This is a genomic window from Parasphingorhabdus sp., assembly GCF_036964565.1.
Classification (GTDB): Bacteria; Pseudomonadota; Alphaproteobacteria; order Sphingomonadales; family Sphingomonadaceae; genus Parasphingorhabdus.
In genome coordinates, this window is sequence record NZ_JBALTN010000005.1 from 339,687 (window position 1) to 366,295 (window position 26,609).

General features: G+C 58.0%; 16 protein-coding genes and 1 tRNA gene. 11 read left to right on the forward strand and 6 right to left on the reverse strand.

Features of this window, described 5'->3' with window-relative positions; translation table 11 throughout:
• A complete protein-coding gene (locus V7650_RS09370; RefSeq protein ID WP_335655968.1) occupies window positions 1–456 on the forward strand; it encodes a GNAT family N-acetyltransferase in 456 nt (151 codons plus the stop codon).
• Window positions 457–498: 42 nt separating this feature from the next.
• On the forward strand, window positions 499–831 hold the full coding sequence (locus tag V7650_RS09375; RefSeq protein WP_335655969.1) for a hypothetical protein: 333 nt from the start codon (window positions 499–501) through the stop codon (window positions 829–831).
• Here the strand turns inward: V7650_RS09375 and V7650_RS09380 are convergent.
• Window positions 828–2,141 carry an ammonium transporter gene (locus V7650_RS09380; protein ID WP_335655970.1) on the reverse strand — a complete coding sequence of 438 codons (1,314 nt, stop codon included), beginning with the start codon at window positions 2,139–2,141 and terminating at the stop codon, window positions 828–830. The two genes, V7650_RS09375 and V7650_RS09380, sit on opposite strands and share 4 nt — an antisense overlap.
• A 99-nt stretch (window positions 2,142–2,240) precedes the next feature.
• A complete protein-coding gene (locus tag V7650_RS09385) occupies window positions 2,241–3,239 on the reverse strand; it encodes a 2-hydroxyacid dehydrogenase (protein ID WP_335655971.1) in 999 nt (332 codons plus the stop codon).
• Between the two features lie 110 nt (window positions 3,240–3,349).
• On the opposite strand from V7650_RS09385, the gene V7650_RS09390 reads away from it, so the two are divergent.
• A complete protein-coding gene (locus V7650_RS09390; protein WP_335655972.1) occupies window positions 3,350–3,826 on the forward strand; it encodes an SH3 domain-containing protein in 477 nt (158 codons plus the stop codon).
• A 1-nt stretch (window position 3,827) separates the two neighbouring features.
• On the opposite strand, the gene V7650_RS09395 is transcribed toward V7650_RS09390, so the two are convergent.
• On the reverse strand, window positions 3,828–5,018 hold the full coding sequence (locus V7650_RS09395) for an acetyl-CoA C-acyltransferase (RefSeq protein ID WP_335655973.1): 1,191 nt from the start codon (window positions 5,016–5,018) through the stop codon (window positions 3,828–3,830).
• A gap of 150 nt (window positions 5,019–5,168) precedes the next feature.
• On the opposite strand from V7650_RS09395, the gene V7650_RS09400 reads away from it, so the two are divergent.
• From V7650_RS09400 to V7650_RS09415, 4 genes are all read left to right on the forward strand, one after another.
• Window positions 5,169–5,930, forward strand: coding sequence for a prepilin peptidase (locus V7650_RS09400; RefSeq protein WP_335655974.1), 762 nt, complete (start codon window positions 5,169–5,171; stop codon window positions 5,928–5,930).
• Window positions 5,931–6,032: 102 nt separating this feature from the next.
• A tRNA-Leu gene (locus V7650_RS09405) sits at window positions 6,033–6,117 on the forward strand.
• Window positions 6,118–6,317: 200 nt separating this feature from the next.
• Complete coding sequence (locus V7650_RS09410; RefSeq protein ID WP_335655975.1) at window positions 6,318–8,873, forward strand: TonB-dependent receptor; 2,556 nt, start codon at window positions 6,318–6,320, stop codon at window positions 8,871–8,873.
• A gap of 266 nt (window positions 8,874–9,139) precedes the next feature.
• On the forward strand, window positions 9,140–12,049 hold the full coding sequence (locus tag V7650_RS09415) for a TonB-dependent receptor (RefSeq protein WP_335655976.1): 2,910 nt from the start codon (window positions 9,140–9,142) through the stop codon (window positions 12,047–12,049).
• Between the two features lie 179 nt (window positions 12,050–12,228).
• Here the strand turns inward: V7650_RS09415 and V7650_RS09420 are convergent, their stop codons facing one another.
• Window positions 12,229–12,633: a DUF6491 family protein gene (locus tag V7650_RS09420; RefSeq protein WP_335655977.1), complete on the reverse strand. Its 405-nt coding sequence runs from the start codon at window positions 12,631–12,633 to the stop codon at window positions 12,229–12,231.
• Between the two features lie 530 nt (window positions 12,634–13,163).
• Here V7650_RS09420 and V7650_RS09425 point away from each other — a divergent pair.
• Window positions 13,164–14,255, forward strand: a complete 1,092-nt coding sequence (locus tag V7650_RS09425; protein ID WP_335655978.1) for a hypothetical protein — start codon at window positions 13,164–13,166, stop codon at window positions 14,253–14,255.
• Window positions 14,256–14,319: 64 nt separating this feature from the next.
• On the opposite strand, the gene V7650_RS09430 is transcribed toward V7650_RS09425, so the two are convergent.
• Window positions 14,320–14,739, reverse strand: a complete 420-nt coding sequence (locus V7650_RS09430; protein ID WP_335655979.1) for a hypothetical protein — start codon at window positions 14,737–14,739, stop codon at window positions 14,320–14,322.
• Between the two features lie 463 nt (window positions 14,740–15,202).
• Window positions 15,203–16,936, reverse strand: coding sequence for a winged helix-turn-helix domain-containing protein (locus V7650_RS09435; protein ID WP_335655980.1), 1,734 nt, complete (start codon window positions 16,934–16,936; stop codon window positions 15,203–15,205).
• A gap of 303 nt (window positions 16,937–17,239) precedes the next feature.
• Between V7650_RS09435 and V7650_RS09440 the strand changes: the two genes are divergently transcribed.
• Genes V7650_RS09440 through V7650_RS09450 form a run of 3 tightly spaced genes read left to right on the forward strand, consistent with a single transcriptional unit; the run spans window position 17,240 to window position 26,598 of the window.
• Window positions 17,240–17,749, forward strand: coding sequence for a hypothetical protein (locus V7650_RS09440; RefSeq protein ID WP_335655981.1), 510 nt, complete (start codon window positions 17,240–17,242; stop codon window positions 17,747–17,749).
• Window positions 17,750–17,751: 2 nt separating this feature from the next.
• Window positions 17,752–18,639, forward strand: a complete 888-nt coding sequence (locus V7650_RS09445) for a sulfotransferase family protein (RefSeq protein ID WP_335655982.1) — start codon at window positions 17,752–17,754, stop codon at window positions 18,637–18,639.
• Between the two features lie 42 nt (window positions 18,640–18,681).
• Window positions 18,682–26,598, forward strand: coding sequence for a putative Ig domain-containing protein (locus V7650_RS09450; protein ID WP_335655983.1), 7,917 nt, complete (start codon window positions 18,682–18,684; stop codon window positions 26,596–26,598).
• Window positions 26,599–26,609 lie beyond the last annotated feature (11 nt).

The following is a 26,609-nucleotide window of genomic DNA, read 5'->3' on the forward strand; positions in this document are numbered from 1 at the left end:
ATGGATATCCGGCTCGATGACCTCGGCAGCCGGCAGGTGCAAGACCTGCTGGCTGCCCATCTCGCCGGCATGCAGCAAAACTCGCCCCCGGACAGCGTGCACGCGCTGGACCTTTCCGGCCTGCGCCTGTCCAGCGTTTCGGTCTGGACGGCATGGGATGGCAGGGACCTGATGGGCATCGGCGCGCTCAAACAGCTGTCGCCAGCGACCGGCGAGATCAAGTCGATGCGGACCGATCCAGCCCACCTGCGCAGGGGAGTCGGTCTGTCAATTCTCAACCACATAATTGCCGAGGCACGGAAACGGGGTTATCACCGGCTGAGTTTGGAAACCGGATCCGGCGACGAGTTTGAGCCAGCGCTCGGACTTTACCGGAAGCGGGGATTCGAAAATGGCGAGCGGTTCGGTGATTATGTCCCGACCGCTTTCAACCAGTTTCTGCATCTCGATCTCTAACCGGGTGAGGGCAATATGGTCGAACGAATATGCTGGCTGGCTTTGGCGCTGGCCATTCACTTGCCGCCATTTGCTGCGTTTTTCGTTCCGGCATTGATCACGAAGCTCTATGCCGTCACCGCTGATGACCCGAATTTTGCGTTGCTCCAGCATCGTGCCGCTTTGTTCGGGGTGATCGCCGTCGGCTGCCTCTGGGCGGCCTTCAGCCCGGACGTTCGGAAACTCGTGTTCGTCCTCACATCGCTATCGATGACAAGCTTTCTGGCAATATACCTGGCTTATTGTCAGCCGCCGTCGCTCGGAACCATAGCGCTGGTCGATGTCCTCGGATTGCCGCTGCTCGGCTATGTGGGGTGGAAAGCCTTCTTTTCCTAATCCAGATCCCAGGCCCGTTCGCCATGATTGGCAATGTCCAGGCCGTCGCGTTCGTCATCGTCGCTGACCCGCATCGGCAATATGAAGCTGATCCCGAATCCGAGGACCGCGGTTGCAACCGCGGACCAGATGGCGACGGCACCGATGCCGATCAGCTGCGCGACGAACTGGCTGCCGAAATCCATCCCCTCGGCATAGCCGGTGCCGCCGAAACCTGCGCCAATGAACAGCGCGAGCAACAGGCTGCCCAGCATCCCGCCGACGCCGTGCACGGCAAAGACGTCGAGGCTGTCGTCGATCTTGAACCCGTTTCTGACGAGGCCGACGGCAAAGAAGCAGACCATGCCCGCGGCGGCGCCGATCAGAATGGACGCGCCCGGACCAACGAAGCCTGCTGCGGGCGTGATGGTCGCCAATCCGGCAATTGCGCCCGTTGCGACACCGACTGCGGTCGATTTTCCGACCTTGATCTTTTCGATCAGGATCCAGACTAGAGCCGCCATCGAAGCGGCGATGTGCGTGTTGATGATCGCTGCGGAGGCATCATCGGTGGCGGTCAGCGCCGAGCCGCCATTGAAGCCGAACCAGCCCACCCAGAGCAGGCCAGCACCGGCCAGGGTCAGCGCAGGGCTGTGCGGCAACATAAGGGTCTTGGGCCAGCCCATCCGCTTGCCCATCATGATTGCGACGACCAGAGCGGACACGCCGGCGGTTGTGTGCACGACGATACCGCCGGCGAAATCAAGGACACCGAGGCCGCTCAGCCAGCCGCCACCCCAGACCCAGTGGGTCACTGGCGCATAGACCACCAGCAGCCAGAGAGCCGAAAAAGCCACGACCCATCCGAAGCGGGCGCGTTCGACCCAGGCACCGATCATCAGGGCGGGCGTTATCACGGCAAAGGTCAGCTGGAACATCGCAAAGGTCGATTCGGGTATGGAGGTGCCTTCCCGAATATTGCCCAGATTGCCGAGCATCCAGTTGATGCCGTTGCCCAGAAAGCCGTTCGTGGCTCCGCCAAACGCCAGTGTGTAACCGACCACGACCCACAGAACCGAGCATATGCCGGCCACCGCCATGCACTGCACCAGCACCGAAAGGAAATTCTTGGACCGCACAAGGCCGCCATAGAAAAGCGCCAGTCCGGGCAGGGTCATCATCAGCACCAGGGCGCTGGCGGTGAGTATCCATGCGGTGTCACCGCTGTTCGCGACATCGGCGATCGCCGGATCGATGGTCGTCTGCGCGTGGAGCGGAGTGGCAAGGGCAGCGATCGCGGCCAATCCGAAGGATTTGACAGAAAATTTCATGAAGTCCCCTGCAGCTATTATCTTATATGTCCGATGCGGTGCGCGAATCAGATTTTCGCAAATTCCTAGTCCAGACGGGAAGGGTACTCAACGGAAAGCTTATACCCAGCCGTCGAGCACCTGATCGGGCGGACGATGGCCGTCTGCCCAGACCCGGATGTTGGTGATCACCCGCTCTCCGGATGCTTCCCGGCCCTCGAACGTGGCGCTGCCCATGTGGGGAAGCAGGACGGTGTTTCGCAGGGCCAGAAACCGCGGATCGATCGCCGGCTCATTCTGGTAGACATCCAGCCCGGCTCCGCCGATCCGTTCGTTCTCGAGGGCTTCGATCAGGGCATTTTCATTGACCAGATCACCGCGCGCGGTGTTGATCAGGTAGGTTGATGGTTTCATCATGCCGATCCGCTCGGCGTTGATCATTTCGTGGGTCTCCGCAGTGTGCGGACAATGGAGGGTGATGATGTCGCACGTGCGGATCAGCTCGTCGAGATCGGAAACAAAGGTCGCGCGCAGCGATTCCTCGACGGCGGGCGGTAGCTGACGACGATTGTGGTAGAAAATCGAGAGCCCGAATCCGGAGGCACGGCGAGCGACGGCTTGGCCGATCCGACCCATGCCGATGATCCCCAGTTTTTTCCCGCCGATGCAGTGACCGAGCATGCCGGAAGGCTTCCAGCCCTTCCATTGCCCCGATCGAATCAGCTTTTCGCCATCCGAAAGCCGGCGTGGCGCGGAGAGGATCAGGGCCATGGTCATGTCGGCAGTGTCTTCGGTGAAAACACCGGGCGTGTTGGTGACCAGGATCTTCTTTGCCCGCGCCGCTGCCAGGTCAATATGATCGACCCCGGCGCCAAAGCTGGCGATCAGGCGCAACCGCGGGGGGGCCTTCTCGATCATTTCCGCGTCGATATGGTCCGTGACTGTCGGCACCAGCACATCACAGTCCGCCATCGCCGCGATCAGGTCGTCGCGCGAAAAGGGCGCGTCTGCGTAATTGGGCACGGCATCGAACAGTTCGCACATGCGCCGTTGATTGGTATCCGCCAATTCACGGGTGATGATGACGCGGGGATTGGAGATGGCGGTTGAGTCTGGCATAGGCCTGTTGCTATGCCCGAATTTTGGTTCAGGTCAAGCAGGCGGCGCTTGAACGGGAGCGGTATTTCGGCCTATACACAGCCGCATCGGGGGACGAGTAGCTTATCATCATGCGTAATATTGCTTTTATGCTGTTCGCGATATCGGGTGTCGGCCTGGCGTCGCCGGCCTCCGCGCAACAGGAGCCGCCCTATTGGGCCTCGATCGATGAACCGGAAGCGCGGATGCGCACCGGGCCGAGCACCGAATATCCGACCATGTGGATCTACAAGCGCCAGAAGCTGCCGGTGAAGATACTGGCGCGCTACAAATCATGGCGCAAGGTCGAGGATCACGAAGGAACGCAGGGCTGGATGCACGCCCGGTTGCTGAGCGCTTCGAGAAGCGCTCTGGTGCTCGCGACAACCGGCAAGCCGGTCGCCATGCGCGCATTTCCCGACTCCGCAGCCAGAGTGATCTGGCTTGCGGAACCGGGGGTCGTTGGAAGTCTCGGTTCATGCGAAAAAGGCTGGTGCCTGTTCGACGTCACCGGCCGCAAGGGCTATATCAGTGCCGACGATGTCTGGGGTGACGAGCCGCTGAAATAGCTCAGTCGACCAGCTCGACGGCAACCGCTGTTGCTTCTCCGCCACCAATGCACAAGGCGGCGACGCCTTTTTTCAGTCCCCGCTTCTTCAGGGCAGCGATCAATGTCACCATGATGCGTGCGCCGCTGGCTCCGATCGGATGGCCCAGCGCGGTTGCGCCGCCGTTCACGTTGAGCTTGTCGCGGCTGATACCGATATCCTGCATCGCAAACATTGCGACGCAGGCAAAGGCTTCGTTGACTTCCCAGAGATCGACTTCGCCGACCGACCATCCGGCCTTGTCGAGAACCTTCTGGATCGCCTGGACCGGTGCGGTGGTGAATTTTGACGGAGCATGGGCGTGCGCCGCGTGGGCCACAATCCGCGCGACGGGTTTCAGGCCCTTGCTTTCGGCTACGCTCGCACGCGTCAGCACCAGCGCTGCGGCGCCATCGGAGATCGAGGAGGCATTGGCCGCCGTGATCGTGCCATCCTTGGCGAAGGCAGGGCGCAGCTGCGGAATCTTGTCGGGATTCCCCTTGAGCGGCTGTTCGTCCTTGTCGACGGTGACATCCCCCCGCCGGGATTTCACTTCGACCGCAACGACTTCGTCATCAAAGGCGTCGCCCTCGACCGCCGCTTTGGCGCGCGCCAGGGACTCGATGGAATATTCATCCTGCGCTTCACGGGTGAGCTGATATTCGCCAACGGTTTCCTCGGCAAAGCTGCCCATCGCCCGGCCCGGTTCATAGGCGTCTTCAAGGCCATCGAGGAACATGTGGTCCTTGGCTTCGGTGTGGCCAAGACGCGCGCCGCTGCGCATCTTCGGCAGCAGGTAGGGCGCGTTGGTCATGCTTTCCATGCCGCCCGCAACGATCATATCGATTGATCCGGCTGCCAGGGCTTCGGCACCCATGATTGCTGCCTGCATCCCGGACCCGCACATCTTGTTGACCGTCGTCGCTTCAACCGACTGTGGCAAGCCGGCGAAAATTGCGGCTTGGCGGGCAGGGGCCTGTCCCTGGCCAGCCGAGAGGACATTGCCCATATAAATGCGCTCGATGTCGGCGCCTTCCACTCCGGCGCGCTCGACTGCGGCCCGGACCGCGACGGCGCCCAGCTGGGCGGCGCTCACTTCGCCGAGGGCACCTTGCATGCCGCCCATGGGTGTGCGGGCGTAGGAGAGAATGACAATCGGATCAGAATTGGGCATCAGTGGACCTTTCCATGTTGAGCGCATTGCGGAGGACATATGCGATTCTTGCACCGCACATAGGCGTCGATCTTCGCTTTTTCAATTGCGCCATTGAAAGCGCCGGTTGTCCATGCCAATCGATCCGATCATATTCATTGGGAGCGCCCGTTGCCCGCTTTTTACCTGCCCCTGTTTGGCGTGCTGCTCGGCCTGATCATCGGCAGCTTTCTGGCGACCCTGATCATCCGCTGGCCGGAACAACGGTCGGTGATTGGCGGGCGCTCGTCCTGCGACGCGTGCGGCCATCATTTGCGTCCGTGGGAGCTGGTCCCGGTCGCCAGCTTTCTGGTCCAGCGGGGAAGATGCCGGCAATGCGGCACGGCGATCAACGCCGATCATGTCGCCATCGAGCTCGCGGCCGGGCTGATCGGCGGGGTGGCCCTGCTGGCTGCACCGGGGATGCACGGCATCGGGGGCGCTTTGTTCGGCTGGCTGCTGCTGACCCTCGGCGCGCTCGATGCAAAGCATCACTGGTTGCCTGACCGGCTGACGGCGCTGCTTGCCTCATGCGGTCTGTGCGCTGGTCTGCTCTCTCTTCCTCCGTCGATGTCGGACCGGCTGATCGGCGGCGTGGCCGGCTTTGGCGCTCTGGCGATCGTCGCGATGGCATACAGGATGATCCGCAAGCGGGACGGGCTCGGCGGCGGTGACCCGAAGCTGTTCGGGGCGATCGGACTCTGGCTGGGGTGGCAGGCGCTGCCGCTGGTGATCCTTGGCGCCAGCGCGGTTGGCCTGCTGGTCGCGATGTCGTGGTTCGTGCGCGGCAAACCGGTCTCGGCTGCCAGCATGTTGCCGCTCGGCAGCCTGATGGCCGTATCCGCCTTCCCGCTGTGGATCTGGCAAGCCGGCAGCGGCGGCCTGCTTTATTGATTTTTTGGCTCTCGTGGAGTCATCGGAAAAAGCCGTTGCCAGTGGATAAGCTGTTCGCTAACAGAGCCTCGATTTCGCTGATCGTCAGATGACACAGCCAAAGCCCCTGTGGTGGAATTGGTAGACGCGCTCGACTCAAAATCGAGTTCCGCAAGGAGTGCCCGTTCGAGTCGGGCCAGGGGCACCATTTTCCGGTTAGCCGGATATCTGTGACTTAGTTGCAACGATAACGCGATTTCCCACAACAATGCGCGGCAAAGCGGCCCGTTTTCAGGCTAATATGCTGGACTATTCCCACGATTTATACAAATGGCTGGCGCACCAATGGACGTTCGGTTCCATTCTTTTTTAGACCCACGGGATAAACTCGGGGTGCAGGAGAAACACATGAAACTCGCCAAATTCTTGACCGCCACCGCTCTCGGTGGCGTTATCGCCGCTTCCCCCGCCTATGCGCAGGATGTCCAGGGCGAGGAAACTGTTGATGACAATGTAATCATCGTGACGGCTTCCAAGCGCGAGACCACCTTGCAGGAAACGCCGATTTCGGTTTCGGTGACCACCGGTGAAACGCTTGAAAATGCACAGATCCGCGATGTGCTTGATCTGCAGACGGTGACGCCCTCGCTGCGTGTCAGCCAGCTTCAGACCTCGTCCGCCTCGACCTTCATCATCCGCGGCTTCGGCAATGGCGACAACAATTTCGGTATCGAGCCGTCTGTTGGCGTTTTCATTGATGGCGTATTCCGTTCGCGGTCGGCTGCGGCTTTGTCAGACCTTCCCAATGTTCAGCGCATCGAGGTGCTGAACGGCCCCCAATCCACGCTGTTCGGCAAGAACGCTTCGGCCGGTGTGATCTCGGTTGTCACCCGCGAACCGCAGTTCGAATTTGGCGGTGCGGTGGAGGCCGTTTACGGCAATTACAACAATGTCGTTCTCAAGGGCGATATTACCGGTCCGATCACAGAGAATATCGCATTCTCGATTGACGGGAGCTATAATCGCCGGGACGGTTACGCCAAGATTGTCAATCTGGACGAAGAACAGAATAACCGCAACCGCTGGGCCGCCCGTGGCCAGCTCTTGTTCGAGCCAGCGGCGGATTTGAAAATTCGCGCAATTGGTGATTTTTCCCGGATTGACGAAATTTGTTGTCAGGTGATGACCGTTGTCGCCGGTCCGACCGCCGGCGCAATCCAGTTGCTTGGCGGCCAGTTTTCTACCGATCGCTTCAGCTATGATGCCTATCTCAACCAGGTTCCGATCAACAAGGTCGACAATTACGGCGGATCGATCCAGGTCGACTATGATGCTGGCCCGCTGTCGTTCACCTCGATATCATCTTACCGCGAGCTGAAGAACCTGTTCGTTTCGGATATCGACTACAGCAGTCTGGATATCGCCAACGAGACTCGCAATCAGAAGGTGAAGACCCTAACCCAGGAATTCCGCGTCGCATCGGATTTCGACGGTCCGCTCAACTTCCTGCTCGGCGGCTATTATTTTGACGAAAGCATCTCGCAGACAAGTCAGATCGAAAACGGTACCCGGATCCGCGATTTCTTTGAAATACTGGCTGGCGGGAATCCTGCAGATATCATTGCCGGCAACCCGAGCATATTCAATGGGGTTGAAGCAGGACTTGGCCTGCCACAGGAATCGATTTTCCTCACGCCGCTGCTCACATCCGAGCAGTTTTCGATGGACAACAGGTCCTATTCGATCTTCGGCACGGTTGATTTCGAACCGGTCGATGGCCTCGTCATCACCGGCGGTTTCAATTATACCGACGACAAGAAGGATTTTGCACTCGCCCAGCAAAGCTTTGATCCGCTGGGTCAGATCAATCTGATCGACGCCTTCATTGTCGGTGCAACCGGTGGGACCGTAACATCACGGGCACAGTTCCAGGCGCTCCCGGCCGCAAATCAGGCTGCCCTTCTGGCGGCTGCACAGTCGGCTGCCAATCCATTGCTTGGTCTGGCTGCGTTCCAGTTTCAGCCGCCGTTCCTGAGCATTCCGAATGCGGTGGAAGACGGCAAGACTCGGGACGACAAGTTCACCTATCTGCTGCGCGCTGCTTACCGGATTTCTGACGAAATCAGTGTCTACGGTAGCTATGCAACCGGTTTCAAGGCGAGCTCAGTGAACCTGTCTCGAGACAGCCGGCCTTCGAGCGATGATTTTGTTGCAGGGCCGGGTGGTTCGACATTCGCGGCACCATCGTCCCCGATCCTCGATGCGGGTCTGGCAGTGCCAAACCTGAGAAGCGGATCGCGCTTTGCGGGTCCGGAGAATGCCACGGTCTATGAAGTTGGTGTAAAGGGTCAGTGGGAAGGCTTTGGCTTCAACCTCGCCCTGTTTGACCAGACCATCAAGGGTTTCCAAAGCCTCGCCTTCACTGGCACCGGCTTTGCCTTGCAGAATGCGGGTCAGCAATCGGTCAAGGGCTTCGAGTTTGACAGCACGATCAGCCCGACCGAAGGTCTGGTGTTCACTTTCGCGATGACCTATCTTGATCCACTGTTTGACGACTTCCCAGGCAGCGTGTTGGGTGACCTGACCGGTGCAACGCCCGGTGGTATTCCCGAGTTCGCTATTTCCACTTCTGCGACCTACTCCCACGAGTTTGGCGCCAGCGGCAATATGCTGATCACGCGAATTGACTATAGCCACGAAAGCAATACGCCGATCAACAATGGATTGCCGACCTATAACGCTGCGTTGGGCAACACCCAGATTTTTAGCCGCGAGGTCAATCTGGTGAACGGTTCGATGACCCTCAAGCTGGAAAGCGGGCTGGAAGTCGGCGCTTATGTCCGTAACCTGCTCAATGATAAGTTCATCACGACCGTATTCGACGGTGTGGCTCAATCCGGGACGGTCTCCGGCTATCCAAGCGCGCCGCGGACATATGGTGGCGTTGTGCGTTACAAATTCTAGATTGAACGAAAATTACAAGATCGGGCCTCGCCGGGCAACCGGCGGGGCCTTTTTGTATCCAATTTGCATCAAATTGCGGTTCTGTGATGCAAAAATGTAATGATCCGGTGCAATTTTTATATTTCTGTCTGGACTTAATCGCGCGATTAGTTGACTATCGAACGGTCGGGGGGAAGAGCAAAAGCATCTCTCTTCGATGATAAAACGGGATTTGGGAGAGAGAAATGCGTAAATCGCTACTGTTAGCCGCTACAGCTATATCTACAATGTCCGCTTCTGCCATTGCGCAGGATCAGGTTGAAGGTACCCTGGACGACAATGTCATCATTGTTACCGCACAACGCCAGGCGCAAAGTGCACAGGATGTGCCCATCGCGGTTTCGGCTTTCTCTCAGGAGGCGCTCGAAGCCCAGCAGATCGAAAACAGCTCCGATCTTCAGCTGACGCTTCCGAATATCACGTTTACGAAAACGAACTTCACCAGCTCGAGCTTTACGATCCGCGGAATCGGCGATCTGTGCGTGGGCGTGTCGTGCGATCAGGCAACCGCGATCCATCTGAACGACCAGCCGCTATTTTCCACGAGATTGTTCGAAACAGAATTTTTCGACCTTGAACGGGTCGAAGTGTTGCGCGGGCCGCAGGGAACCCTGTTTGGCCGCAACGCAACCGCCGGCGTGGTCAACGTAGTTACCGCAAAGCCGCGATTGGGCCAGTTCCAGGCTTCCGGTGATGCCGAATATGGCAATTACAATGCCATCAAGGTCAAGGGCATGGTCAATGTCCCGCTGGGCGATACCCTGGCGTTCCGTGGTGCCGGCATCTATGTGAAGCGCGATGGCTATACCACCAATCTGAATGGCGGACCCAAGCTGGATGACCGCGAATTATACTCGATTCGTGGTTCGCTCCGGTTCGAGCCGACACCCGACACCACGATTGACCTGTTCGGATCCTATTTCCGCGAAGAAGACAATCGCATGCGGATTCAGAAGCAATATTGCCAACGCGACCCGACGGGCATTCTCGGTTGCCTCAACAACTCTCGCAATGCCGAGTCGTTCAACGCTAACTCGACCTTTACGGCGGCTCTCTCTTCGCGAGAATTTCTGGCAATCCGCGGTATTCCGACCGCCTTCGCCTTGGGGAGTCTCTACGGTCCGGACCAATATTCGGGCGTAGACATTCCTGCCGACTCGCGGACGGTGAATACCGCCTTCACCCCGGAATATTTCACCAGCGAAATGACCTTCCAAGGCAAGATCGAGCATGATTTCGGCCCGATCAGCGCCCAGCTTTCGGGTACGTACCAGAAGGTCAAGCTGGATTCCCGGCAGGACTATAACAACAACATCGGCCGCAGGGATATTTACGCGCCAGCACTCAACACCCTTGCAGCTGCAGCAGCCGGACTGGTTCCCGGTCTTCCTGCCGCCTATTTCGCGCCGATAGCTGCGGCTATTATCCCGGATGGCCCCAATGGCGTGCTCTGCACGTCGGATACTGACACGATCGGGCTCGGATCCTTCGGCGGGAATCGCAATTGTTCGATGACGCCGCTGCAATATGACCGATCCAACCAGCAGAACAGCAGCTGGTCGGCCGAGGCAATCATCTCGAGCGATCTCGATGGGCCGTTCAACTTCCTGGTCGGCGGCATCTATGCCGATTATCATCTGACCGAGAACAGCTATTATGTTAACGCGTTTGCGATCGACTATGTCGCAGGCTTGCTGGGAAGCTTCACCGCTCTGGGAGGGGGCTTGCCTCCGGCATTTCTGGGCACGCCCTATTTCCGCAACAATACCGATGACCTGAAGGTCAAATCCTACGGCATGTTCGGCGAGGTCTATTTCGATATCAGCGATACGCTCAAGCTGACCGGCGGCCTGCGCTACAATAATGACAAGAAGGAGGTTCAGGCACGTTCGACTCTCGCCAGCTTCCTTGTGCCATACAGCCAGACGACGGATGCTTTCGGATCACCCTTTGTCGGCTCCTTCGATGCCGATCCCGGTACGCCTGGCAACCAGATCTATCAGAATCGCACCGTAAAATATAACGAGATCACGGGCCGTGCGGTGCTTGATTACAAGATCACGGATGACAACCTGGTCTACGCGTCCTATTCCCGTGGCTATAAGTCCGGCGGTATCAACCCGCCATTGCAGCCGATATTCGCGGTACCGGAATCCTTCGCGCCCGAGCAGGTCGATGCCTTTGAAATCGGTTCGAAAAACACATTTGGCGACGGTGCGCTGCAGCTCAACCTGACTGCATTCTACTACAAGTACAAGGATCTGCAGCTCAGCAAGATTGTTGCGCGGACGGCGGTGAACGAGAATATCGACGCGGATATCTATGGTGCCGAAGTCGAGGCAATCGTCCGCCCGGATCCGGACTGGACGATCAATCTCGGGTTCAGCTATCTGCATACCAAGGTCAAGGGGGATACATTCAACAGCGATCCGCGTGACTTTGGTGGCGGCCGTTCCGATGCCGTCATCATCAAGGACATCACCAACGCGTCAAACTGTGCCGTGGCTTCGACCTCGGGCAGCGCCGCAGGGGTCAATCAGTTCGTCAACACGATCACGACTGTCATCAACGCCGGTCTGGTTCCGGGCGTTGCTGCGGGTGCAAACCTTCAGCCAACGACCGCATTCCCGTCCAACGGCGGCATTGCATCGACGGGTGCCTTCGGTATCTGTAGCGTACTGGAAGCCGCTGCTGCCGGGGCCTTTGCCGGAGCAGGGATCGATCCCGCAGCCTTTGGCGGTGTCCAATATTTTGCTGCCGGTATTCCCAAGAATATCAAGGGCAATGATCTGCCTCAGTCACCGCAGGTCAAGTTCTCCGTGGGCGTTCAGTACAGCATGAACTTCGACAATGGCATGAGCCTGGTCCCGCGCGTGGACCTTGCCTATACCGGTGAAAGCTACGGCAGCATCTTCAACGGCAATGTCAACCGGATCAAGGGCTATGCCCAGGCCAATGCCCAGATCCAGTTGAACGGAACCGATGATCGCTGGTATGTGCGCGGTTTCATCCAGAATGTCTTTGACAGCAATTCGGAAACCGGCCTGTACGTAACCGATCAGTCATCGGGCTTGTACACCAACGTCTTCACGCTGGAACCTCGGCGCTATGGCATCGGTGCCGGCTTCAAGTTCTAGTCGCCGACAATAAGGAAAACGAAAGGCCTCGCCGGGAAACCGGCGGGGCCTTTTGCACGAATGCAGGACAGGTCGGCAAATATAAAGCGGATGGCCATGCCGGTTCCATCTTATCGATGCTAACAGTGCGACCAAACGGACAGGCTGTTCCGGTCGTATTCGACCGAGCGCGGTCGACGTTAGTCCTTCATCGCCTCAATCTCGGCCTCGCTCACCTTGCGGATCATCCGCACGGGGCAGCGCTGCGGACCGATGGAAGTCGGGACGATGAGATCAACATCGAGACCCTGGCAAATGCGACCCGGTCCTCGCTGGTCAAACGCGATGGTTTCGCTCCAGTTGAGATCGGGACAGGACCCGAATGTTTCGAAAAGATATTTGTCGTTGACGCCGACGTTGACGATGATGCGGTCGCTGCCGATGCCGGCTTCTGGCGCGTCGTTGAAACCGTTCACCTGACTGATGAAGAAACAGGAGCGGACTTGCCCGTCGGCGGTATCAACGGGCGCGTCGCTTTCCGGGGTGGCACAGGCCAGTAGAGAAAGTGGCGCCGCGAAAGCGGCCAATTTCAGGCTGTTGAACATGGAAATGCCTCCTTTCCCTTTTTCCAACGCCAGAGCAGCGCAGAAAGTTCCGCAATTCTAAGGGGTGGTCAGAAATGAGCTGCAGGAAGGTTCTATATCGGTTTGGTTGCTTCCGGGGTCAACACGCGCCGCAATCGCCATTGGAAATACAGGCTGGTGCGCGACGCAGTCTGTCGCGAACTGGTCTCGGGTGCAAAATTCCCGATTCTTGGTATTATTTACGTGAAAATGTGGCCGATCTGGGCCGAATCGCAATTTGTGGTCTTACGATTGCCACAGATTCGGACAGAAAATGTGCAATTTGAGCTTAATTCTGCAGAAACGAAATTTTTTCACCATGAAACACCGTTACGTGCGCGCAGGCGCGCGCGTAGATCGAAGTGAGAAAAGTTTCAAGTCTTAATGTGAGGGTTCTGTGATCGGAGCGCCTTTTGCGAGGTGCCGGGACTTTATGATCTTGGCCTGCCATAAGCGGCAGGCTAACCCGCTCCGACGCAAGATGACAGGTTCTACAAAGGGAGGAGATGTCCATGGCTGATGCAAGCGAAGAGTTGATCGTTGTTCCCATGAGCTTTCTGGTAAAGGCTGGGCTGTTTGAGAACAAAAACTCCATTGTCACTCTCACCTTCAATCATCTTGGCGTTTCTATAAGTTACAACGAGGACGATGACCAACTACTGGTGACCGCAAACGGTAAGCGACATAAAAAATGGTCAGTCGGTATCAGTCATCATATCCTTGAGCTTGGGGCCAGACCATATTTCGATATTCATAATAATCAACAATCACAGTTGTTTATTACCATATATGGTGAGCATCTACATAGTCGTAAAAGTCTGCTGGAGGATTGCAGCGGACCCTCCCTCGCGCTCAGGAAAAAGCTTCTTCAGCTCGCTCGGCAACGAGCCAAGTATTTTGTACCCCCTGGTGCCGGTGCCGCCAAGACCCGCAGGTTGGCAGCTCAAGCGCACCAATCGCTCACTCCAGAAGATTTTGACAAGCTACCAAGCGAGACAATCGCGGCTTTTGAACACGCTCGATCACTCGGGCAGCTTCGCCGAGATGGAAAGAATGCGCAGAACAAACTAAGTTCTAAATATGCGTTTGCAAACGCACCGGAATTAGCGCCTTTTTACGCTGAATATTTGCGCCCTACCTCGCCAGCCCAATTGAGACGTCAATACCCGGTCAGTGTTGCTGCGATGGACCTAGTGCCCCAGCCGATTGATAACTACTGCAGGCTGGATATCGCTGACATAAACCATGCTGGCATGTTGAAACGGGGCGGGCTGTTCGTTCATATACTCGCTTGGCCTCTGGCAAGGGCCTTGGGAAGAACCATCACGCTGTATTCTGATTTACGTGATGAAAAATATCCAATGCTGCTCTTCGAGCTTCTGTTTGCAAATATTGATGAAGCGCTTTGGCAGCGGGTAATGCTCACCCAGGTCGATAGTGCCAGATGGTATTTTTTATGCCCTATCGATGGGCATCCGTGCGACACGCTTTACTTTCGTGCGCACCGATTTGGCTCGTGGCAAGCGCAAAAACTTTATCATCCCTCCCAGCGGAGCGGAGGGAGCAGGCATCACGGGCGGCAACCACAAAGGTCCCGACCCTAGACACCGCCAGCTGGGTGGCCATACTGCCTAAAACCCTTCACAACTGAAAATCTGACGAGTAGTGCTAGTGTTGAGAAGATGTTGGGGGACTATCTGCTCGATCTGCTGCCCAACTGCCAAAGTCGGCCGCGATGGCCTCTGTCAGGGCATCATCCAGAGCAAGAGAAATTCGACAATCCATCGGAAGTTGGAAGACTAGAGCACGCCGCCCGTCCGGGGTTGTTGCGGTCGCGACACTCGAAGGGGTGAAAAGTGGTCGGGTGCCAACGTCCTGTTCAGAACCAACAGCGGCCTCGATCAGTCGAAAAACCATCCCAAGCATGTCGGGTAGGGCATCAATTGGGACAGAAATATGAACCCCGGCCCCGTCTTCGGTTGCTGACGAACTGGGCACGAATTTTAGAACGGCAGATTTTCCTCCCTCAGCAATGGCTCCATTCATTGCCTTCACGGATATCGCGGAAACTTTATCACCCTGTGCCAACTAAAAATTCCTCCAATTGTTGATGTTTAACACGTGTAGCACGACAAAAAAGTCATTAACAGTCCGAGCTTAGACCTGATCTGACCCCCATCAAATCCTTTTAAGTCCGTCAAAGTCGGGTAACCCTCGCAATATCATACAAGCGTCAGTTTTTGGAAGAACACGCTACAAGTCTACCCGGCTTCACCTTCATCGATCGTGATGACGCGCTTCACTTCGTTGGCCTTAAAACCGATAGCCGAAGGACGGCGGGTGCCTGGCAGGACGGCGACATATAGAGCTCCCTGACAAGACCTTCAATGCGCACCCAGTGGGTCATGTTGCCGCTGGCAAGTTCGATCACCGCAAGCCCGCAGCGGGGATCGAGCTGACGGCCGGTTTCTGACGCCCTCGCCTCGCGCGACGGCTATCCAACCGGATCAGCAGCAATGCAGGCGGCTGTCTGGCGCGTCAGCCCGCCGCTTCATTCATCGAGACACGTTGCAACCTTGGTGAATTGGCGGTCGGCCGACATTCCGGGCGATCCCGAATACCCCGCCCCTATGACCGCGCCACGATAGCGATCAAGGGTCATATGCGGATCGATGCGGCGGGCTTCCAGCGCATGTTCGTGAGCAACGCCCGGCCTATTTTCCATGCATTCAACAAATGCGAGCGCATAATAGAAATGCGCGTTGTTCGGATTGCGGTCAATCGCGTCAGCCATTGCGTCGCGGGATGAAGGAAAATCGCCCCGGGAATTGAAGCAGCCGGACCGGAACCAGGCCCACAGGCTGGCCCGGCGCTCGCGCGGGGCGCGGGTTTCGGATTGGCGCAGCAGCGCAAGGCCTTCATCGGGCTCGCCGCCGTAACACTGTGCCAGCCCCAGAATGGCGGCAGTGTGCGCGTCGTTCGGGTTGATCTCGAGAGCGGCCGACAACAACCTGCGCGCGGAGCTCCGGTCTGTATCGATATAGAGAGCCAACTGGCCCGCCACGGAGAGAACTTCGGCATTGCGGGGATCAGCCTGGCGAAGGGAGCCGATCAATCGGCGTGCCTCTGCGATATCGCGCTCGCGATCGACCGAAAAACTGCTGGTCGCGTTGAGGACGAGCTGGGTAGCAAGCAGGGTTTTCGCAGCCTGACTGTCCGGGTCGGCGGCAATCGCCCGGCGCGCCAACTCGACGATGCGCAATCCCGGTTCGCGGCCATAACGGTAGCGTTCGTCCTCGGCCCTCTGGATCAACTCATACACATCGAGAATGAATTCGTCCCGGCTGCTCACGCGCTGTATCTCGGACGCTTCTATCTCCGAGAACAGGGCGGTCGCGATTTCCTGGATGGCCTGATCCTGAAGGTCGAAAAAGCCCTCGATCGGCCGGGTGAACCCGTTGGACCAGATCTGCGTCTGGGTTTGCCTGTCGGTCAGGTCGATCCGCAGCCGGTAATTGCTTCCTTCCTCGCTGAGCGATCCGGACACGATATACCGCACGTCAAGGCTTTCGTTCCCTGCATCGGCTTCCGTCGCGAAATCCCTGGCCAAGCTGTATGGTACAATCCGGATGTCCTGCACGCGCGACAATTTCGCAATGATATCCCTAGTTATTCCCTCGGCAAGAAAGGACCGTTCGGCTGAGCCGGTGTTGTACTCGATCGGGAGGACAGCCAGCGAGACCTGCGTATCGGCAAGTTCGCTTTCGGAACCCGCTGCGCTGGCATCATCGTTGCGCATCATCGCAAAAGCCAGCGCGGCTATAGCGATAACGAGGATCGCGGCGATGATCGCGAACGGCGCTGTCCTTTTGCCGCGCCTTCCGGCGGCTGGGTCAGTGCCAGCCTCTTCGCCTGAGGCGTCCGTATCCGGCCGCGGTGCGTAATGGCCGGTTACGGTAGCATCCAGCCGGTATCCCAGTTTCGGAACGGTCGTGATCACGTCGTCGATGTCGTGATCGACCTTCAGGCTCTTGCGAAGTAGCGACACCAGGCGGCTGAGCCCTTCGTCGCTGCCCAGACCGTTGGGCCAGACTGCCTCCAGCAATTCCCGCCGGCGCCACAATTGCTGCGGCCGCTGGGTAAGCGCTACCAGCAGCGCCATCACTTTGGGTTCAAGCGTGCTTTCACCGCTGGAGCTGCAAAGCCTCAGGGCCGACGGTTCCGCCAGCACGCCTGAAAACTCGAACGCATCGAGCGAAAAGGCCTCCCCATCGGCGTCGTTCATCGCGAAGATCCGGGAGAGCCGCTCTTAGTCTCAGTTCCAACGCGTATCAACAAGAGCTCACCCAGACTGCCAACATATAGAATTTTGACCCCCAACGAGAAATACTGCTTTAATTTCAAGAGCTAAGAAAACGATAAGAATAATATCATCGACCGATCAGGACTGGCCAGACCCTACGATACTAAGACGAAGCCATTACCGCGTGCTTCTGACAAAGTCTATATTTTAGCGCTGCTTTCGCGGCCTGGCCCTGCTTGCACGACGACGTGGCCGTGGCAGTCGCTATCTTGGGAGTAAATTATCGTGTCGGACGAACAGGTAATCGCGGAATCCGAATTCGCCGCCACGGTTAATGCAGGGGGTCTGCCCCATTCGGTTTATGATATCTTTTCCCTCCAATCTTTAGGCGGCGGTTCGTTCACCTCCGTTACGCTACCATCCATGATTGAGCAGGCTAATGATGTCCCCGCAAATTCCAGGCTTATCTACATAAATATAGACACAACTTACAACACTGGAACACAGATGCCTGCAATCAATTTGCAGGATGGCAACACGCTGGTCATTCGTGGCACCAATGAATCCGCAACCCAATCTGTAGAAAGGGACGTCCTCGGATATGACTTTCTCCGCGGACTTTTCGTTCAGTCTGGCGATGTCGATCTCCATGATCTGAACTTAAGGGACTTCATCTCGTTTGGCGGCGATGGAGGCAACCCGGGCGGCGACGGTGGTGCCATGATCCAGATTGAGGAAAATTCCCGACAAATCCTTTTCCCTCTTGTGAACTCGAACTCTCAACAATCAGGATGATCATGGCGGCGCCAGCGAAATCATTTCATTTCATTTCCGGTCTGCCGCGTTCGGGCTCGACCCTCACAGCGGCGATCCTGCGGCAGAACCCTCGCTTTCATGCTGGAATGTCGAGCCCTATTGCGGCTCTGTTCGACAACCTGATCTCTCAAGTTTCGGCTGGGATGGAGATCTCAACCATGGTCTCAGTCGAACAACGAAAGCGTCTCCTGGGCGGATTGTTCGACAGCTATTATGCCGACCGCGGTGAGCCGGTCGTGTTCGATACGAACCGGGCATGGACGGCCCAACTGCCCGCTCTGATGCAGCTCTTTCCCGACTCAAAGCTCATCTGCCTAGTGCGCGACCTTCCCTGGATAATGGACTCCCTGGAGCGCCTGTATCGAGCCAATCCCTTTGAGCACACGCGGCTGTTCAACACGCCGGCCGAGCGGACGACCGTCTATACCCGTGTAGATGCGCTGGCGGGCGCCAATCGTCTGGTGGGTTATCCTTGGCACGCTTTGCGCGAGGCCTGTTATTCTGACTTCGCCGAAAGGCTGGTGATCGTCGAATACGACATGATCACCCAGCGGCCGCAGGACGTCTTTAAATTGCTCTACGATTTCTTGGGCGAGGCCCGCTTCGAGCATGATTTCGAGGGCCTGGACTATGATGCGTCCGTCTTCGATGCTCAACTGGGCCTGGACGGATTGCACCGGGTGCGACCGAAGGTTGAGCCTGCGCCTCGCGAGACGATCTTGCCGCCGGACCTTTTCGAGCGGTTTTCCAATATGGCCTTCTGGCGCGACCTTAAGGGCTCGAAGGCCTTTCGCATCGTATCACAACCCAATGCAACAGAGCAGTCTGGGCAGACGCCCCAGGCCGCCACCAATTCACTGCCCAGATAGGGCGATAAAAGCCGCGGATCACGCGGCAAGAGGGAAGAGCAGATGGCAGACTTCAAAGTAACGACCACGAGCGACACGGGCGACGACGCCATGGCAACAGGCTCGCTGCAGGACGAAATGTCCGATGGGTTTGGTCTGTCCTTGCGCGAGGCGATCGTGCTATCAGAAGCCAATGGCGAAGCCGATACGATCACCTTTGCGAGCTTCCTTCAAAACTCAACCATTTTCGCACAGAGCACTCCAGGCTTCGCGACCACCAGCTTCAATATCGCAACTGCCGAAGGCCTCATCATCATCGGCGATATAAACGGTGATGGAACCCCCGACATCACGCTCACTTCAACCGTGCTACAGGGTCGGTTTTTCAACATCGGCGCAAGCGCCAATGTTGTGATTGATGGTTTGAATATCTCGCGGGGCGCGTCGATTTTCAGCGCCCCCTTTGATGGCATTGGTGTGGGCGTCATCGCTAACGAAGGCAATCTGACCCTCAAAAATGTCGTGATCAGTGACTCAATCGCCCGCTCCTTCGATCAGCCGCAGAATTTGAACGGGAACACAGGGAATCCGGGATTTACCGGCTCGACCGGCAATCCGGGCGTGACACCGCCCTCCAGTACCCTAAGCATTCTGTTGGGAACCAATCCATCACCAGGCGACGGAGGGGCGGGCGGCGATGGTGGTGATGGCACCGATGGCCGGGGTGGTAACGACGCGACACCGCTCGACGCGACGCTGATCTTCAATTCCGGCACGCTGACACTGGAGGCGGTGACGCTTCGCAATAACACCTTCGAGGGTGGAAAGGGCGGTGATGCCGGCGATGGCGGTGACGGTGGAGGCGGCGGTAATGGCGGTGCACCAGGCGGGCCAGGCGCTGAGCAGGGTTTTGGTGGAGTTGGCGGCGACGGCGGCGACGGCGGGGATGGCGGAACCGGCGGAAATGTGTCCGCAATCTTCAACACGGGCACCCTTGTCCTCTCCAACCTCGCGGTGATTGGGACCGCGATTTCCGGTGGCGCTGGAGGCGATGGCGGAAAAGGCGGCATCGCTGGGCAAGGCGGTTTATCTGATCGGGCCACAGGCAGCATATTCGGCGCAGGAGTAGGGGATAGCGGCGCAAACGGCGACGGTGGCAATGGCGGCGCCGGAGCCATAATCTTGAACAGCGGCGGCGTGATTTCCGGCACAGTTGTCACCGATGTTCAGGCGAGTGGTGGCCAGGGTGGACTTGGCGGTGGAAATGTCGGTGGCGGCATTATTTTCGTCGGCGCAGGCTCGCCCGGTGTGGCTGGGCCGGGCGGCACATTCTTGAACTTGAACGGCGGCACAGGGTTTGTCTCGATCAGTTTGCCAACACGAGTGACCACGACCCTCGACGTGGTAGACGCATCTGATGGCTTAACCTCCCTGCGCGAGGCGATCGCTTATGCAAACAGCGTCGCCGGGGTCGATACGATCACCTTTGCGACAGGGACCGGAGAGGCATTTGAAACGGGCGGCGTCATTCGCCTCGCCTTGGGTGAAATTGTCATCACCGATCCCCTCACGATCCTTGGGGGCGGCTTGGTCACGATAACCGGAGATGTGAACGGCGACGACGTGCTGGTTGCAGGGACCGATATCACCGATGTTACCGAGAGCCTCGACGGCACGGACCGGTTGGCCGACAACACCCGAGTATTAAGCATAGGATCCCTCACCGGTGAGGTCACATTGTCGGGATTGACTATCACCGGAGGCAGGACAACGGCCAACTTTGCCGACGGAGCCGGAGTTCGCTCACAAGCTACATCGCTGGTGGTTGAAAACTCCGTGATCAGCGGCAATTCGACATCTGGCGACTCGTTCGCTGAAGGGGCCGGTATCAAGAGTTCCGGCAACACGACAATTATCAATTCGATGATCAGCGAAAATTTCACAACCGGCAGTATTGGTCGCGGCGCAGGCGTCACTTCGTTTGGCGAACTGAACGTCACGGACTCCGGCATTATTGGAAATTCGGCGAGTGGCGCCAATGCACGCGGCGGCGGCATACTTGGCTTCGCTGCAATCACACTAACCAACACGACAGTCAGTGGCAATTCGACAGGCGGCACGAATTCGTCCGGCGGCGGCGTGTTTGGCGACACCACGGTTACGCTGATGAACTCAACGGTAAGTGGCAATTCAACGGCTGGGACGATCTCACCTGGAGGCGGAATCTTTGCGCGGATTTTGGTCAGCGCGACGAACTCGACTTTCAGCGGAAACTTCACGACCAATAATTTCGGTGATGGCGGCGCCATTGCGGTCGGTTATGATGCCGCCGACCAAACGGGCGTTGTCGGCGTGGCCCTTACAAACTCTACCGTGACCGGTAACACTACGGCAGGCTTCGCCGCAGATGGCGGTGGGATTTATCTCCGCGGCGGTGATCTTGCACTCACCAATTCGATCCTTCTCGGCAACGCCGCGCTGCAATCGAACGGAAACGAATTCTCCGAAAGTGCCTTTTTCGGTCTCGATGGCGCAACAACCAATTCCGGACTGAGCATTCTCGGCACTGGAAACGATTCCGACGCTTCGGACGGTGTTGTCAACGCCAATCCTGCCGAAGTCTTTGCGACTACGCTTGTCCTGAGCAACGGAACAACCCTTGCGGGCGTCGTAGCTGACAATGGCGGACCGGTGCAGACGGTGGCGCTGAATGCTGACGCGGTCAATCCGGCGCTCGATGCGTCGGGCGCAGGCGCTACCGCCAGCGACGCGCGCGGCGAGCTGGCGCTTGACCAGCCAGGACTTGGCGCGGATAGCACGGCACCTGGTATCCGCGACCTCGGCGCGTTCGAGCTGGCGACGCTTGCGAACTGGCGCCCGGTGCTCGCCAACGCGCTTGCCGATCGGACCTCGGACGAAGACACTCCCGTGTCGTTCACCATTCCCGCCAACGCGTTCAGCGATGTCAATGGCGACACTCTGAGCTATGCGGCAAGTTTGGGCAATGACGATCCGTTGCCAGCCTGGCTGAGCTTTACCGCTGCAACACGCACGTTTTCCGGCACGCCGCCGCAGGATTTTAACGGAGCACTCGACCTCAAGGTCACCGCCAGCGATGGCAGCCTGGCGGCCAGCGATAGCTTCACGCTCACCATCACCCCAGTCAACGACGCGCCGGCAGGTAGCGACAAGACGGTCTCCATCCTCGAAGATAACAGCCATACCTTTGCTGCCAGCGACTTCGGGTTCAGCGATGTCGATACAGGCGATGCGCTGCTGTCTGTGCGGATCGACACCCTCTCGCTCGACGCAGGTGCCACGCTCAAGCTCAACGGCACCAGTGTCAGTGTCAGCGATGCAATTCCGCTCGCCCAGATCGCCAACCTGGTGTTTACCCCGGGCGCAAACCAAAACGGTGCCGCCTATTCAAGCTTCACCTTCTCGGTCAGCGACGGAACCACCTTCGATCCATCGCCCAACACGCTGACCATCGATGTCACCCCGGTCAACGACGCGCCGGCAGGTAGCGACAAGACGGTCTCCATCCTCGAAGATAACAGCCATACCTTTGCTGCCAGCGACTTCGGGTTCAGCGATGTCGATGCAGGCGATGCGCTGCTGTCTGTGCGGATCGACACCCTCTCGCTCGACGCAGGTGCCACGCTCAAGCTCAACGGCACCAGTGTCAGTGCCAGCGATGCAATTCCGCTCGCCCAGATCGCCAACCTGGTGTTTACCCCGGGCGCAAACCAAAACGGTGCCGCCTATTCAAGCTTCACCTTCTCGGTCAGCGACGGAAACACCTTCGATCCATCGCCCAACACGCTGACCATCGATGTCACTCCGGTCAACGACGTGCCGGCAGGTAGCGACAAGACGGTCTCCATCCTCGAAGATAACAGCCATACCTTTGCTGCCAGCGACTTCGGGTTCAGCGATGTCGATACAGGCGATGCGCTGCTGTCTGTGCGGATCGACACCCTCTCGCTCGACGCAGGTGCCACGCTCAAGCTCAACGGCACCAGTGTCAGTGTCAGCGATGCAATTCCGCTCGCCCAGATCGCCAACCTGGTGTTTACCCCGGGCGCAAACCAAAACGGTGCCGCCTATTCAAGCTTCACCTTCTCGGTCAGCGACGGAAACACCTTCGATCCATCGCCCAACACGCTGACCATCGATGTCACTCCGGTCAACGACGTGCCAGTCCTGGAAAATCAAATTCCTACCCAGTTTTCGCTTGAAGATGAAGCCTGGAGCTATGAGATCCCGGCAGACACGTTCATCGACGTAGACGGCGATACCCTGAGCTTTTCAGCAACCCTGGGCAATGGTGATCCGCTGCCCGCATGGCTGACCTTCAATGCTGCGACCCGCACGTTCTCGGGCACGCCGCCGCTTGATTTTGCTGGCTTGATCAATCTCAAGGTCACTGCCAGCGATGGTGAGTTTGCGGTCAGCGACAAGTTCTCGCTGCGTATCAATCCGGTGAATGATGCGCCGAGACTGGCTATAGCCGATCAGAACTCCCCTGAAGATGCAAGGTGGCTGTTCAAGCTGCCTGCGGAGAGCCTGTTCGATCCCGACAACATTTCCTTGAACGTTTCGGCGCGCTTGGCCGACGGCAGCGCATTGCCTCAATGGCTGACATTTATCGCCGGTTCGCGGACCTTTTTTGGCAAGCCGCCCGCCAACTTCAACCGGGGCCTCGAGATCGAAGTTACCGCCAGCGATGGTGAGCTTACTACCAGCGATATTTTCACACTGGCGATCGATCCGGTGAACGATGCACCGGTGCTTGCCAATGCGATTGCCGATCAGTCATCGGATGAGGACGCAGCGTTCAGCTTTGTGGTTCCCGCCAATGCGTTCAGCGATATTGATGGCGACACTCTGAGTTTCACCACGAGTCTGGGCAATGACGATCCACTGCCCGCCTGGCTGAGCTTTACCGCGGCAACGCGCACGTTCGCCGGCACACCGCCACAGGAATTTAACGGCAGCCTTGATGTGAAGGTCACCGCGAGTGACAGCGAGTTCTCGGCAAGCGACCAGTTCACGCTGACCATCGATCCGGTGAACGATGCACCGGAAGGCGTGGACGACAGCTACAATACGGATGAGGATGCTGCGCTGACCGTGAATGCGCTGACAGGCGTGCTGGCAAACGACAGTGACAGCGACGGTGACAGTCTGACGGTCGCCCTGGTAAGCGATGTGACAAGCGGCGCGCTTGTCCTCAATGCAGACGGCAGCTTTGCCTATACGCCCGATCCGGACTTCAACGGCAGCGACAGCTTCACTTATGAGGTCAGTGATGGCAACATCACAACAGGGCCGGTCACCGTCAGCCTGACCATCGCCCCGGTCAATGATGCACCGGTGCTTGCTAACGCGATTGCCGACCAGTCTTCGGAGGAGGATACACCATATAGCTTTGTGGTTCCCGCCAATGCGTTCAGCGATGTTGAGGGCGACACTCTGAGTTTCATCGCGAGCCTGGGCAATGAAGATCCGCTGCCAGCATGGCTGAGCTTTAACGCAGCGACCCGTACGTTCTCCGGCACGCCGCCGCAGGATTTTAACGGCGCACTTGATGTGAATGTAACCGCCAGTGATGGCAGCCTGTCCGCCAGCGACACATTCACGCTTACCATCGATCCGGTGAACGATGCACCAGTGCTTGCCAATGCAATTGCCGACCAGTCTTCGGATGAGGACGCGCCATATAGCTTTGTGGTTCCCGCCAATGCGTTCAGCGATGTTGATGGCGACACTCTGAGTTTTACCGCTAGGCTGGGCAATGACGATCCACTGCCAGCCTGGCTGACCTTTACCGCTGCGACCCGCACGTTCTCTGGCACGCCGCCGCAGGATTTTAACGGCAGCCTTGATGTGAAGATAACCGCCAGTGACGGCAGCCTGTCCGCCAGCGACCAGTTCACGCTGACCATCGATCCCGTGAACGATGCACCAGTGCTTGCCAATGCAATTGCCGACCAGTCTTCGGATGAGGACGCAGCGTTTAGCTTTGTAGTTCCCGCCAATGCGTTCAACGATGTTGATGGCGACACTCTGAGTTTCACCGCGAGCCTGGGCAATGAAGATCCGCTGCCAGCCTGGCTAACCTTCGACCCGGCAACACGGACGTTCTCGGGAACGCCGCCGCAGGATTTTAACGGGGCGCTCGATCTCAAGGTTGCCGCCAGCGACGGCGAATTTGCATCCAGCGACACTTTCACCTTGACCATCGATCCGGTCAATGATGCGCCAGTGCTTGCTAACGCTATTACCGACCAGTCTTCGGATGAGGACGCAGCGTGGAGCTTTGTGGTTCCTGCCAATGCGTTCAGCGATATTGATGGCGACACTCTGAGTTTCACCGCAAGCCTGGGCAATGACGATCCGCTGCCAGCCTGGCTGAGCTTTACCGCGGCAACGCGCACGTTCTCCGGCACGCCGCCGCAGGATTTTAACGGCAGCCTTGATGTGAAGGTCACCGCCAGTGATGGAAGCCTGTCGGCCAACGACACATTCACACTGACCATCGATCCGGTCAATGATGCGCCGGTTGTCATACCTGCTTCGCAGACACTGCAAGCCACCGCCGGCGAAACAGCGACCTTCACTGTTTCAGCAACTGACGCTGACGGCGATGATCTGTCCTATGCCGCTGGTCCTGCCGGCAAGGGTATAGTCACCGTCTCGGGAGCGGACGTCACTTACACGGCCGTTCCTTTTGCCAGCGGAAGCGATAGCTTCACGGTCACTGTCTCGGATGGAAACGGCGGCAGTGCAGTGCAGAGCGTCGCGGTATCAATCGCAGCAGCCCCGCTGCCCCCCGAAGACTTTCGTCTTGTCCTGACGGAAGGCTGGACCGGAAGTGTCGGCGGCAATGGCCGCGTGTCCGGCAGCAACGGTTTTGAAGACCTGACCCTGCTCTACGGCGCGATCTCGCTCGATGGCTCCTTCAACCGGGGCGGCGATGTGGTGCGCTTTGATGGCGAGGCAAGCGGATACTCCGTAAGCCGCGCAGGTTCCTCGGCCGCCTTGATCACCAACAACACTGATCTGGGTGCTATAATCCCGATTGGCACAGCAGGATTGTTTACAGATTTTGACGACGGTGCCCGCAAGCTGGTGTTCAGCGGTGGTTACAAACTGGGCGCGCAGGTCTTTACCGCTGACAGCACCCCGATTACCGCGCCCGACGACGGCAGCATCCTGCCCACGCTCGCTGATCCTGCTGCCAAGGCGACACTGGAGCTTTTTGGCGCGGCGCTGCAGCCGGGACAGGACGCAAACGTCACGATCGGCGGCAATGTCCAGATCCGCGGTACCAACGGGGCAGATATAGTCAGACTGGACGAGAATGGCGGCGACTTCGCCTTCGATGGATCTTTCAACCGCGGCGGCGACATCATCGTGCTTGGCCAGGAGGCTGCTGCCTATACAGCATCGCTGCAGGGGTCCTCGACCATGCTGATCGCATCGCAGGTCGAGAGCCTTGCTATCCCGATCGGCACCGTGGGCCTCACGCTGCGGTTCACCGACGGAGATCGCATCCTGCTATTCGAGAATGGTGAATATCTTATAGGTGAACAGGTGATCGACCGGTCTGTACCGGCACAACTGGACGAGTTCATCGCGGTACAATCGCTCGACCAGGGCAGCAGTGATGCAGCTATCACCCTGAGCGGGGCAGCAGGCAAGATACTGTTCACTGACGATGCAGACATATCGGGCAATAGCGTGCTGGAACAGTTCGCGTCTGACGATCTGATCAGCGTCATAAATGCCGCGGCTGACGATTATAGTTTTGCAGCCTCAAGCGCGGATCCGGCAGACCTCGAGATTACCTATGCCAGCGGGGCCGCATCAAACCGCATCATCCTCGACAACATATTACCGTCAGGGGACATCGTCTCTGACTATCCCAGTGCCGTGCATGTGATTGGGTGGGAGTTCATGAGCTTCGGGTGAGGGGGCTGGAC